The organism is Knoellia sp. S7-12 (assembly GCF_040518285.1).
Lineage (GTDB): Bacteria > Actinomycetota > Actinomycetes > Actinomycetales > Dermatophilaceae > Knoellia.
In genome coordinates, this window is sequence record NZ_CP155449.1 from 3398831 (window position 1) to 3411427 (window position 12597).

Below are 12597 nucleotides of genomic sequence, written 5' to 3' on the forward strand. Positions count from 1 at the left end.
GTCACGGCCAAGGGCGGGGAGCCGACCCCCTGGGAATATCCCGTTCGTAGGTGTGGTGTTGATCCGCAAGACCAGCGAACCGCGCCAACCTAGGCCGATCAAGGTGAAAGAGAACACGGTCCAGACATGGTGCTCAAGGCGCACTCCCCAACGCCCGGATCTGCCGATGAGCGGATGCGTGTACAGCCGTCTAAAACCTGTCACCATCTCGCCATGTCATGAGCGAACCTCAGGCCTGCAAAGCCGGCAAGGTGGCGGGGGTGACGGTCGGGGCCTGTACCGTGCCCTAACGGTGTCCAGGGGAGGATGAAGAATGAGGCAGGACGTATTCATGGCCCACCCATTGTGGGCAAGCTTGACGCAGCTCCAGGACGCGATCGACAAGGCGGATGGGCGAGTTGAGCCCACTGCCTCGGAGCCGCTTTCGTCGATCCGATTCCTTGCGTCGGCCCTGAAGTCTCATCAAGATCCCCCGGACCCCGCGCCTTACAGCAAGGCCGCCTTCGACGCCATCAACGCAAGTCTTCCCAACGTGATCAACGAAGTTACCAATTACGGGGGGAATGGCAACGTCACACACCTCGTAAACGCTGAGAACTATGCGGATCAGGTCATGCATCAAATCGGGCTCTTGCCTGCATCCCTGCTGAAGGGAGGTGCCGCTGGCCAGGCCAACAAGCTCTTCAAGGAGTTTCGGGACGACGCATCCCTAGCCATCGAGTCCCTGCGCGAGCGTAATTCAAAGTTGCAGGAGGCTCTTAGTACCGCCCAGACCGAGTTCGAGGCCGTTGTGACCGGGCTCAAGTCGGAGATCACGAGTCTAAGCAGCAAGATCAAGCAAGATGAAGCGCGGCTCGATCAGGCCCTGACCACTAACAACGACGCTTTCACAGCGAAGCAGACCGAGCGGGAAGAGAAGTTCCGAGAGTTTTTGACGAAGCAGGGTGAAGAACTAGAGAAGCTGGCTGCCACTGACCTCAAGACGATACGGGAGCGCCGTGACGAGGCTGAAAAGGTATATGACCAGATCGATGCCCTGCGCGTGGGCACTGAGAAGGTGGCGGGTCTCGCCTCGGCCGACATTCTTGCAGGGAAGTTCAAGGAGTACTCAGAGCAGCAATGGAAATGGGGCGTAGCCGCCAACATCTTGGGCTTCGTTACGCTGGCCGTGGGACTAGCCGTCATCGCCACGACACTCAGCCGCCTTGGGTTCGAACAGGCGATCTCATGGCAGTACACGACTCTAAAGCTAGGTGTGACCCTCACCATCGTCGCAGCTTCCGCTGTTGCCTTCCGCCTAGGTGCAATCTTCCTTGCACGTTCGGGGACAAGTAAGCGCCTTGAGCTCGAACTCCGCGCGATCGGGCCCTTCTTCGCAGACATTGAGGACCCGGATGCCCTAAAGGACGCGAAACGAGCTTTCGTGGAGCGGTCGTTCGGGCACGGCTGGAACGAGAAGCCTGTGACTAGCCAGGCCAACGAAGCCGATTCCTCGGCCATCATCAAGGAGCTTGTCGAGGTTGTCCGCACGATCGCCTCGCGTAGTTCCTAGGGCAGAGGATGGCGGCCGGAGCGCTCAGTTCCCGACCACAATGAGTTCGATCCGGAATCGGACCACGACGGTGTTGATTGTCCCCTCATGCCGTGGTGTGCGCGCACGGTCCGTGCGCTGCGGCGATGACCTACCGCAAGTTCATCCTGCTGCGGTTGGGAGCGATCCTGGTGCTCTTGGGCATCTTGTTACTTGTCCTCGAGCGCGACCTTTAGGCACTAGCCTCGGTCGGCGTCATCGTTGGGCTTGCATTGCTCGCGGCATCTGCACAGAAGGAACGCTAATCCATCGCGGGCTGCTCGCCCACGCACGCACTGATCGCGGTGGGCGCAGCCGTGGAGTGGCGACGGCGCTGCAACAAGGCTCCGAGCCGCGGCGAGCCTGGCCCTGAGGCAAGGGTCGGCAAGATCGGCTGAGGCAGACGCCTTTGGGCTATTGGCCGAGCGGTCGTCGCGAGGAGATCCGTTCTAGACAGGCTCCGTGCTGGCCTCTCAAGTCCGTCTCATCGTGTCAGGATACGTCTGTGGCTTCCCCAACAGTCTTCGTGAGTTCCACGTTCTACGACCTCCGCTACGCACGAGAAGCCTTGAAAAGATTCATCGAGGCCTTGGGCTATATCGCCGTTCTGAGCGAGGAAGGCGCGGTGTTCTACGACCCGAAGACCCACACGGTGGAGGCGTGCAAGAAGGAAGTGCACAACGCCGATCTGTTGGTCCTACTCATCGGTGGACGATATGGCAGCCTCGCTCCAGACGAGACTCAATCGGTCACAAATGGCGAGTATGTGGCTGCGGTAGCTAAAGGAATTCCGGTTTTTGCGCTGGTTGAACAGGGAACTTACAACGACTATCAGCTTTACCGCGCAAACGCGAGCGATAAAGAGCTCTTGGAGAGACTTAGTTTTCCGAACGCTGATAACGTCAAAATCTTCGAGTTTATTGATCAAGTTCAGGGTCAGGCTACAAACAACGCCCTCGTCCCATTTCAAACTGTTTCCGACATCGAGATCTATCTTCGGTCCCAGTGGGCGGGGATGATGCATTCCTTCCTCACCAGGGACGCCCGCACCACAGAAGTGGTGGATAATCTTGAACTGCTCCAACTCATGAACGAGCGCATCGAGGTCATCACAAGCCAGATTCTGCAGTCCGTGGGAAGCCCAACGGATCGGTTGACAGTGCGGCTTCTCCATCAGATGCTGCAGTCAGCCGCGATGAGCGACATGCGGTTCATTGGGGCCCGGCCGACACCGGCTGCGGTCCTCAGCAATTCGACCCTGGTGGAGTTGGCTGCCAGCCTTGGGCGACCAATGAATGTAGAAGAAAAGAGCGAGAGTTCCATTTCGGGAAGCGGCGACATTAGCGCCTCTCGCTTGGAAACCGGGGAGCGGGACTACAGCCGGCTTCAAGACGAGATGCGTTCCGCCCTCGCGATGGCGGGGGTGACCGAAGAGGAATACCTCGAGCACGAGAAAACTCATCCGATCGTGACAGACGAGGGTGTCGATCGGGATAACTTCTAACCACCCGCCTCAGTGAGCGGGCGTTGTTGGAACGGGCTCGAAGGAACGACCTGTCCGCTTCCGCACATGCCGCGATCCGCGGAAGTCACACTCAGAGGGCGGCAGACTCCGACGGGCCTCGGCGACGAAACGCTCGACGACGTCAAACGGCAGATTTCCAGATCGATGGCTGAGGAAGTCGAAGCCACTGCCGTCGTCGTGCCAGAACACTTCCAATACCGGCCCCGGGTCCTGCCCCGCTGAGAGTTCCGTGAGTTCCAATCCCACGCCATCTCTTATGACGTCAGAGGCCATCACCATCTCGAAGCGGCGACCCTGGGACTCGTAGACATCCATGGACACAGTCTCGGGGACTCGCGCCAACCCCGGGCTCAATCGCCCTCATCTGCCGCCGACGGTGACAGGCGAGTCGCCTACGCGTCCGGATCGATGGCCTCCGGGCTGTGCTCAACGAGCGCCTGCGGGCCCGCGCCCGCCTCTTCGAGTCGCCACAGAAGCCGGCCGACATCCTTCTGCGACGGCCTCGGCACCCACTCCCGCCGCGTAGTGAAGCGGGGTTCGCCCTGACTCGTCCCTCCTATGCACGTCTGCTCCGTGTTCCAACAAGACGACAGTGATCGCACGTCGGCCGTCGTCATAGAACGCATCCACTTCGTCGAGCGACTCCATGAGGGGCGTCTTCAGGCCGTTGCCCCATGCGTCGTCATCGACGTCGTGTCCCTCGGCGAGCATTCGCCGCACGGCTTCGTCATCGTCCCTCCAGACGGCGTAGCCCAGAGAGCCCTCACGGTCCTTGGCGGTCACGGGGCACAGCCTGCCGGACTGTTAGGCGAAACGCATCGAGAACCACGAATCGAAGTCCTGCTCGACTTCTATCGAGGAGCCATTGCTACAGGTCTCGGTTCTCGGCGCCCTCGGCAAGGTCCGACCAGAACGGCACGTGGCTGCGATTCGATGACGGATTGAGCGGTGGGATGTGGAACTCATGGGCCACGTAGTCCAGGAGATTGTCGCCGTAGACGATGACGTCTGCCTGATAGACCGAGAAGACGGGGCTTGGTGTGAACTGCGAATCGGACAGCAGATACCGATGCGAGAAGACGGGGATCAGCCGTGGCACTCGCTCGAGATGCGTGCGCGCCTCATGCTCCTGAGCCGCTTCCCCGTCTGGCCGGTCGCCCCAGGATGCTGGCCAGAAGCCATTTGTGCGCACGTCGTAGAGGATCCCGTCGATGGGCCGATCGAGCCGTCCCAGCAGATCTTCGTCCGAGCCATTTCGCCAGTCTGGCCATGATTGTCCGACTGGAACAACAAGCTGCAGGAACTCGCGCTGCTCCGGTCCGAACGAGAAGCCCAATTTGCTCTCTACCCGCCACACTTCCTCGTCCGACAGGCCAGGGTCGAGTCGCACCCCTCCATCGCGAAGGCGACGGACCGACTGGGCGATGAGGTCTGGCACGCGACGATCATGTCGCACCCGGCATGCTCGTGCTGCACGGTGAGAATTCTCTGTACTCCGTCAAGGGCGGGCCTTCGGCCCGCCGGCCCGCCGGCCCGCCGGGCGTGCGGCCTGGCGGCCGGTCCCGGCACGCCGCGACAAAAGGCGGCCCCACGGCATACGAGAAGGGCACCGGACCGCTCGACCCAGTGCCTCCCCCACGAATCGTCAGGTCACCCCGCCGCCGACCCGACGCTCCACTGTCCCGCCCGCCTCCGGGCCGCATCAAGGGCGCTACGCGTCACTGCGTGATGGCCTGCGGCCACCCTTGACCCGACCACTCCGCCGGTCTGGCCTGCTCCGCTGTCGGCTCGGTGGCTCAGCTGTGCCCAAGGCCTTCCGTGGGCACATTTTGGGCACCATCCCTGGCGGAAACCCCTCGACGGCCATGCCCAGCACACACGGTTTCCCGCACGAATCCGGTTCGTCGCCACCCACTCGGAGACCCCGAAGAATCTCCTAAAGAAGGTGTCGCGTGTTCGAATCACGCCGAGGGCACGCCACCAGAACCCGCTGATCTGGGCTCAGGTGTTCAGGACGTTCACGGTGCGCACCGGACGCAGCACCCGTCGTCGTGGCTGACCACGTACTCTGGTCCTGTGTCCCGCCGCTTGGTGAGGACACGACCGCGACACGGGGCCCGGGGCTTGGACCTTGCACCGCGTGCACGTTGGCCCGCAAATGCCGTCTTTTTCGGCGTGGCCACGTCGCCTCAGCACCGCGGACCCGGCGCCGACCTCGGCTTCACGCCGTTGTCCCGACTCAGAAGAAGGAACCGCTTGGCACAGCGAGCTCCCCGCCGCACAGGCGCGCAGCGCACCCCGCAGCGTGACCGGCGACCTCCGCGTGCCCGCGACGCCGAGGGCATCATCCCGATCCTCGCCAAGACCATCCGGCAGGTCGAAGCCGCCGCGCGCGGCGGCAAGGTCAAGCCGAACGGTCGCACGGCATACCAGGTTGTCGCTCTGCTGATGCGGGAAGAACGGGCCCGGGTCAAGGCAGACACCGCGACGCCCGAAGCCCAAAGGGCCGCTGAGCTCACGCGCCTTGATGGCATCGGCACGATCCTGGCCAAGATGGCGGCCCGCGACACCTCGCTCCTCAGCCTGCTGGTCGACGGCGCCGTTCCGTCGTCCTCGGCAGTGAGCCTCAAGAACGAGATGCTTCGGGCAAGCGGACGCGAGCCCGAGCCGGAAGCCGAGCCCGAGCCCTTGGCCCCCACCGAGTTGGCACCACCGCCGCGCCGCGTCGTCCCGCAGACCGTCATCGCCCGCCAGCTGGCGAACCCCTTCCTGGCGCCGGACTTCTCGGCGGTACCGGCACGTCGCCCAGTCACCAACCGGCTCGGTGACTGGGAGCTGCTGAACCCTCTCTTTCGCGCCTTCGAGTACGGCGGCGACGCCACCTGCATGCCGTTGCCCGAGCCGGCGGACGTCGTCCACGGCATCCGGGGACTGGAGCTCATGCACCACCAGGCCCAGGTCGTGGCGGCCGCTGCGGCTGGCCACCGCACGTTCCTGCTCGCGGACGAACCGGGCCTTGGGAAGACCGCGCAGGCGCTACTCGCCGCCGATGCCGCACACGCCTTCCCCCTGCTGGTCGTCGTCCCAAACGTCGTCAAGGCGAACTGGGCGCACGAGGCGGAACTGTGGACTCCACGCCGGGCGCCCACGGTGGTTCACGGGGACGGTCACTCGATCGACGGCTTCGCCGACATCGTCATCGTCAACTACGAGATCCTCGACCGCCACGTGGGTTGGCTGGGCAACCACGGCTTCCGCGGCATGGTCGTCGACGAGGCGCACTTCATCAAGAACAAGTCGTCGCAGCGCTCCCAGCACGTCCTGGAGGTGTCCGAGCGCATCCGAGCCCGCACCAGCAACGCGCTATTCATGGCGCTCACGGGCACACCGCTGATCAACGACATCGAGGACTTCAGGGCCATCTGGCAGTTCCTCGGCTGGATCGACGCCAAGAAGCCCAGGCACGACCTCATGGCGGCCTTGGAAGACACCCGCCTGACCCCCGCCGACCCGGGGTTCTATGCGGCCGCCCGCACCAGCGTCATCGACCTCGGCATCGTCCGACGGCGCAAGGTCGACGTCGCCTCCGACATCCCGGCTCGGCGCGTCGCTGACCTGCCGGTCGAGCTCGACGACGAAGCCAGCCGCTCGATCCGGGCAGCCGAGCAGGAACTGACCCGTCGCCTGGTCAAGCGCTACGAGACGGCCATGGCCGCCCGCAAGACCGCACCGACGGTCGAGGGCGTGGACCACGACCTGGTCCGCCGCGTCGCGGAGTGGGAGCGCAAGAACGCCGGCTCACGCAAGACCGGTGACAACGTCTTCACGGTGATGCGCAAGATCGGGCAGGCCAAGGCCGGTCTCGCCGCCGACTACGCCGCCCAACTCGCTCGCAACGTCGGCAAGGTGGTGCTGTTCGCCAAGCACATCGATGTCATGGACACGGCCGAGCAGACCTTCGCCAAGCGGGGTGTCGGCTACGCCTCGATCCGCGGCGACCAGACCCCGAAGGTGCGCAAGGCCAACATCGAGGCGTTCCTCACCGACCCCGCCATCTCCGTCGTGGTGTGCTCGCTCACCGCGGCCGGGGTGGGCCTCAACCTTCAGGTCGCCTCGAACGTCGTGCTGGCCGAGCTGTCGTGGACATCGGCGGAGCAGACGCAAGCCATCGACCGGGTGCACCGCATCGGCCAGACCGAGCCGGTCACCGCGTGGCGGATCATCGCCGCCCAGACGATCGACTCGAGGCTCGCTCAGCTCATCGACGACAAGGCGGGGCTCGCAGCCCGGGCCCTCGACGGCTCCGACGAGGAGGTCGGCTCCTCGGCCGACGTGCAGGTCGAGGCCCTCGTGTCCCTGCTGACCGAGGCGTTGCACGCCGCCGACAGCTAGGGACGACGAAAGTACGCACTCACAGGTGTCGTGCGCGCAGGCGCAGGGCGTTGGCGATGACGCTGACCGAGGAGAGGGCCATGGCCGCGGCGGCGATCATCGGGGAGAGCAGGAGCCCGAAGGTGGGGTAGAGGACTCCAGCTGCGATGGGGATGCCGGCGACGTTGTACATGAAAGCGAACACGAGGTTCTGTCGGATGTTCGACATCGTCGCCTGGGACAGTTTGCGTGCTCGCACGATGCCGGTCAGGTCGCCCTTGAGCAGGGTGATGCCGGCGCTCTCGATGGCCACGTCGGTCCCTGACCCCATTGCCAGGCCCACGTCGGCGGCGGCGAGCGCGGGTGCGTCGTTGACGCCGTCGCCCGCCATGGCCACGACCCGTCCTTGGCTGCGTAGTCGCGTGACGACGTCGGCCTTGTGGTCGGGCATGACTTCGGCTTCGACCTGGTCGATGCCGAGTCGCCGGGCGACTGCTTCGGCGGTGACGCGGTTGTCACCGGTGAGCATGACGACCTCGATGCCCTCGGCTCGCAGCGCTTTCACGGCTTGCGGTGTTGTCTCCTTGACCGGGTCGGCGATGGCGATGATGCCGGCGAGGTGGTCGTCCACGCCTGCGAAGATCACCGTTGCTCCGTCGGCGCGCAGCTGGTCGGCCTGTGTTGTCAGTGCGCTCGGGTCGAGTCCTTCATCGGTCAGGAAGGATGCACTGCCGACCCGGACCTGGCGCCGTTCAACCGTTCCGATCACGCCCTTGCCCACTGGAGCATTGAAGTTGGCCACGTCTGGGATGGACAGGCCGGCCCGGGTGGCTGCGTTGACGATGGCTGTTGCCAGGGGGTGTTCGGAGGCCCGTTCAACCCCGGCGACGAGGCGCAACAGGTCGTCCTGCTCGAAGCCGGGGGTCGTGACAACCTGCGTCACGGACGGTTTGCCCTCGGTGAGAGTTCCGGTCTTGTCCACAACGAGGGTGTTGACCTTCTCCATCCGTTCGAGCGCTTCGGCGTTCTTGATCAGGACACCGAGCCCGGCCCCTCGCCCGACGCCGACCATGATGGACATCGGTGTCGCCAGTCCCAGGGCACAGGGGCACGCGATGATCAGGACGGACACAGCCACGACGAGCGCGTGAGCAAGCCTCGGGTCGGGGCCGACCGCGGCCCACACCGCGAACGCGACGATCGCGATCACGATGACGGCGGGTACGAACCACGCCGCCACCTGGTCCGCGACCCGCTGGATCGGTGCGCGGGAGCGTTGTGCGTCCGCGACCATCTGCACGATCCGCGCCAGCATGGTGTCGCGACCGACCTTCTCGGCCCGCACGATCAGCGACCCGCTCTGGTTGATGGTGCCGCCGATGACTGTGTCGTCAACTGCCTTGGTCACCGGCATCGACTCACCAGTCACCAACGACTCGTCAAGGGTGGAACGCCCCTCTTCCACGAGCCCGTCGACGGGGATCTTCTCGCCCGGCCGGACCCGGAATCGGTCACCCACATTCACCTGATCCAGGGTCACCTCGTGTTCCGTGCCGTCCGGGTCGATGCGACGAGCGGTATCGGGGGTGAGGTCGAGCAGGGCCCGAATGGCGCCGGACGTTTGCTCACGGGCCCGCAGTTCGAGGACCTGCCCGAGCAGGACGAGCGTGGTGATGACCGAGGCGGCTTCGAAGTAGACGTCGACCGCACCATCCATCCGGAAGGCCTCAGGGAAGATCCCGGGTGCGAGTGTGGCGACCACGCTGAACAGCCAGGCGACACCGGTGCCCATCGCGATGAGGGTGAACATGTTGAGCTTCATCGTGCGCACCGAGGTCCAGCCCCGCTGGAAGAACGGCCACCCCGCCCACAACACCACGGGGGTGGCAAAGACCAGTTGCAGCCAGGCGGACACTCGCGGTGAGATCGCGTCGTGGATCGCCGGGACCAGGTCGCCACCCATGCCAAGGATGACCACGGGGATCGACAGGGCAACGCCGGCCCAGAAGCGGCGGGTCATGTCTGCCAGCTCAGGGCTGGGCCCGCTGTCCGCGGTCACCATCACCGGTTCGAGGGCCATCCCGCAGATCGGGCACGAACCCGGACCGGCTCGCCGGATTTCCGGGTGCATCGGGCAGGTCCACTCCGCGACTTCTCCAGACACCGGTGCCGATGCTGAGCCGCCCTCGCCAGAACCTTGGCTGTGATGGTCATGCGCGCCGCCGTCGGGCGGGCTGTCGGTCCTGGCCGAGGAGTACGCCGCAGGGTTGGCGTCGAACGTGGACTTGCAGTGCGCAGAACAGAAGTGGAACGTGCGGCCGTCGTGCTCAGACCGGTGGGTGCTGACGGCGGGGTCGACGTCCATCCCACAGACAGGATCCTTCACCGTGGTCGCAGCGGTGGCGTGTTCAGTGGGGTGGCTCATGCCACTCAACATATACCCCCTAGGGGTATATAGTCAACGGCAGGCAACGGCTTACCAATTCGCGCGATAGCCCGAGTGCGCTTCTTCGGGAAGTTGATGTGTAGCGAGCACACACGGGCATCGTCACCATTGGCCGTGGCTGACAGGCCACGCCGTCGAATCGCTCGGTCGGCGAAGGCGACGGGAGGGACCTTCGGCCCTGACCTGGCGCGCCCGAAAGTCGTAGCGTCGCAATTGGGTTGGACGACCTGCTGGTTCACCGGCAGGAGTTCGGCCTGTTCGCCGCATACAGCCAGGAGCTGGACCAGATGAACCACAAGAGGCATATGTACCTCATGGTCGGCTTGGTCGTCGGAGGGGGCGCGCTGTACTTCTCGGGCCTCATCGACGGCGGTGCGCTCTTCTGGCTCTGGCCGCTGGCCTGCGTCGCCATGATGCTCGTGATGATGTGGGCCATGGGCAGCATGTGGCGTCGGCCTGTCGAGCACACCCACGACGACGGAGTGAGCCACTCGCACGGTGACGTCCCGGAGTCCCTGCGCAAGTAGAGCTGTCGGCGCCGACGCCGCAGGCTCGGCGCCACGACGGAACGAGCGGTCGCGTGGCCGCGAGGAGAGAGACATGATCACGTCGCAGATCTTGGTGACCCTGCTATTCGCGGCGACGACCGGCGGCTTGGGCTGGTTGTCCTTCCGCTCTCGGGCGGCGACCCAGGCCGTTGACCTGCATGGTGCACAAGCGGTGTCGGCACGCTCGCCCGAGGCGGCGAAGCCCCGATGAACCAGACCCCACAACTGTTCTCTATGCTCAGCAGGCTCTCACTCGGAGGTGTCGGGCTCGTGCTGGCGGCCGTCTGGGGTCTGAAGCTTGCGAAGGTCGCCAGAAGCGACGTCAGCTACGCCCACTACTGGGCACGACCTCAGGGCCGATCTGGCGGACTCTTGTACGTCGCGCTCGGCGACAGCGCCGCACAGAGCATCGGCGCGAGTCGACCGGAGCGCGGCTACGTCGGGTTGCTGGCACAACGATTGCGGAACAGCACTGGGCACAGGGTGCAGGTCGTCAATCTGAGCCGCTCCGGTGCTCGCATAGACGACGTGATCGACTCCCAGATACCGGCACTCGCCGCTCTCGGGCGCACCCCGCACGTCGTCACCGTCGCGATCGGGGGCAACGACATCCTGCAGTACGACCGCGCCGCGTTCAGCTTGGCCAGTGACAGGCTCACCTCCGCGCTGCCTTCCGGCACCTACGTCGCGGACGTGCCGTACTTCATGCACGGCCACTGGGAGCGCCAGGCACGGCAGGCAGCCCGGATGCTCACGACAAGTGCTGTCGCGCATGGTTTGAGGCCTGTTGCGCTGCATGAGGCTCTTGAGGCGCAAGGACTTCGGGCGATGCTCAACCAGTACGCGGCCGACTGGTTCCACCCCAACGATCGCGGACACCGCGTCTGGGCGGACGCCTTTTGGCAGCAGATGTCGGCGGAACGCGGCGACCAAGTCGGCTTGCCGCTGCCGGTACCCGTCTTTCAAGGGGGCCGGTCAAGCTCGTCCAGAGTCAACAGTGGAGTTCATGAGCCTCGACTCCAAGGCGAATGACATCGCCAGCGGACAGCGCAGGCTACGCCCGGCTGAGGGGAAGTCGAATGGTGAATGCCGTTCCGCCGCCGGGGCCAGGGCTCGATGCGGACAGGCCTCCACCATGGGCTTCGACGAGTGCCTTGCTGATGGTCAAGCCGATGCCGCTGCCGCCTCGCACGCGACTGCGGGCCGGGTCGGCACGATAGAACCGCTCGAAGATGTGAACCAGATGTTTGGCGTCAATGCCTTCGCCGTTGTCTGTCAAGGTGATCTCGACCCAGTCGGGGTCGGGCTTGCGCACGGAGACCCGAACGCGGCCGCCCGGCGGGGTGTGCTGCAGTGCGTTGTCGAGCAGGTTGGCGAGCACCTGAGCCATGCGGTCCGGGTCGGCCAGCACGGAACCCGTTGGCCGGGTGTCCACTTCGAGGGCCACCTGTTTTTCGTTGTACGCGTTGTGTGCAGCGGCCGTCGCCGACTCGACCAGGGTGTTCGTGTCCGTGGGCACCGGTCGGAGGTCGAGTCCACCTTCCTCCGCACGGGCGACGGCGGTGATGTCCTCGGCGAGGCGCTGCAGGCGTGAGGTGTTGCCGCGCAACACCTCCAGGGTCTCGTCGTCAAGATTTCGAACGCCGTCCTCGATCGCCTCCAGGTGTGCCTCGATGCTGCCCAGAGGTGTGCGCATCTCGTGCGCGAGGTCGGCCAAGAGGCGGCGACGGGTGGTTTCAACGTCGCCGAGGCGCTGGGCGAGATCGTTGATGGTGGTGGCGAGCTGGTCGAACTCAGCGCCCAGACCGGGGCTGGGGACCTGTGACTGGTAGTGCCCACTGGCGATCCTGGAGGCGGAGTGGGCGACGGCAGCGGTCGAGCGCTGTACGCGCCGGGTGAAGAACGCAGTCACCCCAAGAGCGAGAAGCACGGACGCCGTCAACGCCACACCCAGCGCGATGAGCAGGGCAGACCCGAACGCCTCCTCCACATGGGCAGCCTCGCTGGGTGAGTGACCGACTCCGGCTTGGCGCAAGTGGTCATGAAAGATGCTCGGTCCGACGACAAAAGCAACCAGCCAGGTGGTCACGGCACCCGCGACCAGTACGAGCGTCTGAGCGATGAGCAAGCGCGGCGC

Annotated in this window: 11 protein-coding genes; 6 read left to right on the forward strand and 5 right to left on the reverse strand. The window is 64.9% G+C overall.

What is annotated here, in order from left to right; translation table 11 throughout:
* Positions 1 to 313: 313 nt before the first annotated feature.
* Both V6K52_RS16315 and V6K52_RS16320 read left to right on the forward strand, forming a co-directional pair.
* Positions 314 to 1552 carry a hypothetical protein gene (locus V6K52_RS16315; protein WP_353951169.1) on the forward strand — a complete coding sequence of 413 codons (1239 nt, stop codon included), beginning with the start codon at positions 314 to 316 and terminating at the stop codon, positions 1550 to 1552.
* 523 nt (positions 1553 to 2075) lie between these two features.
* On the forward strand, positions 2076 to 3074 hold the full coding sequence (locus V6K52_RS16320; RefSeq protein ID WP_353951170.1) for a DUF4062 domain-containing protein: 999 nt from the start codon (positions 2076 to 2078) through the stop codon (positions 3072 to 3074).
* Between the two features lie 9 nt (positions 3075 to 3083).
* Here V6K52_RS16320 and V6K52_RS16325 read toward each other — a convergent pair whose 3' ends face one another.
* From V6K52_RS16325 to V6K52_RS16335, 3 genes are all read right to left on the reverse strand, one after another.
* The gene (locus V6K52_RS16325; protein WP_353951171.1) at positions 3084 to 3410 is read right to left on the reverse strand and encodes a hypothetical protein; all 327 of its coding nucleotides are present in this window, start codon (positions 3408 to 3410) and stop codon (positions 3084 to 3086) included.
* 111 nt (positions 3411 to 3521) lie between these two features.
* Positions 3522 to 3878, reverse strand: coding sequence for an ankyrin repeat domain-containing protein (locus V6K52_RS16330; RefSeq protein WP_353951172.1), 357 nt, complete (start codon positions 3876 to 3878; stop codon positions 3522 to 3524).
* Between the two features lie 85 nt (positions 3879 to 3963).
* The gene (locus V6K52_RS16335) at positions 3964 to 4533 is read right to left on the reverse strand and encodes a hypothetical protein (RefSeq protein WP_353951173.1); all 570 of its coding nucleotides are present in this window, start codon (positions 4531 to 4533) and stop codon (positions 3964 to 3966) included.
* Between the two features lie 818 nt (positions 4534 to 5351).
* Between V6K52_RS16335 and V6K52_RS16340 the strand changes: the two genes are divergently transcribed.
* Complete coding sequence (locus V6K52_RS16340) at positions 5352 to 7487, forward strand: DEAD/DEAH box helicase (RefSeq protein ID WP_353951174.1); 2136 nt, start codon at positions 5352 to 5354, stop codon at positions 7485 to 7487.
* A gap of 19 nt (positions 7488 to 7506) precedes the next feature.
* On the opposite strand, the gene V6K52_RS16345 is transcribed toward V6K52_RS16340, so the two are convergent.
* The gene (locus V6K52_RS16345; RefSeq protein ID WP_353951175.1) at positions 7507 to 9891 is read right to left on the reverse strand and encodes a heavy metal translocating P-type ATPase; all 2385 of its coding nucleotides are present in this window, start codon (positions 9889 to 9891) and stop codon (positions 7507 to 7509) included.
* Positions 9892 to 10130: 239 nt separating this feature from the next.
* On the opposite strand from V6K52_RS16345, the gene V6K52_RS16350 reads away from it, so the two are divergent.
* From V6K52_RS16350 to V6K52_RS16360, 3 genes are all read left to right on the forward strand, one after another.
* Positions 10131 to 10439: a hypothetical protein gene (locus V6K52_RS16350; RefSeq protein ID WP_353951176.1), complete on the forward strand. Its 309-nt coding sequence runs from the start codon at positions 10131 to 10133 to the stop codon at positions 10437 to 10439.
* Positions 10440 to 10512: 73 nt separating this feature from the next.
* Positions 10513 to 10671, forward strand: coding sequence for a hypothetical protein (locus V6K52_RS16355; protein ID WP_353951177.1), 159 nt, complete (start codon positions 10513 to 10515; stop codon positions 10669 to 10671).
* A 161-nt stretch (positions 10672 to 10832) separates the two neighbouring features.
* The gene (locus V6K52_RS16360) at positions 10833 to 11492 is read left to right on the forward strand and encodes an SGNH/GDSL hydrolase family protein (RefSeq protein WP_353951178.1); all 660 of its coding nucleotides are present in this window, start codon (positions 10833 to 10835) and stop codon (positions 11490 to 11492) included.
* A 22-nt stretch (positions 11493 to 11514) separates the two neighbouring features.
* Here V6K52_RS16360 and V6K52_RS16365 read toward each other — a convergent pair whose 3' ends face one another.
* Positions 11515 to 12588, reverse strand: a complete 1074-nt coding sequence (locus V6K52_RS16365) for a HAMP domain-containing sensor histidine kinase (protein WP_353951179.1) — start codon at positions 12586 to 12588, stop codon at positions 11515 to 11517.
* Positions 12589 to 12597: the final 9 nt, after the last annotated feature.

Excerpts from the sequence above, each read along its gene's own strand:
- V6K52_RS16315 (WP_353951169.1), top strand. The coding sequence starts at position 314 with ATGAGGCAGGACGTATTCATGGCCCACCCATTGTGGGCAAGCTTGACG.
- V6K52_RS16325 (WP_353951171.1), bottom strand. The coding sequence starts at position 3,410 with ATGGATGTCTACGAGTCCCAGGGTCGCCGCTTCGAGATGGTGATGGCC.
- V6K52_RS16345 (WP_353951175.1), bottom strand. The coding sequence starts at position 9,891 with ATGAGCCACCCCACTGAACACGCCACCGCTGCGACCACGGTGAAGGAT.
- V6K52_RS16355 (WP_353951177.1), top strand. The coding sequence starts at position 10,513 with ATGATCACGTCGCAGATCTTGGTGACCCTGCTATTCGCGGCGACGACC.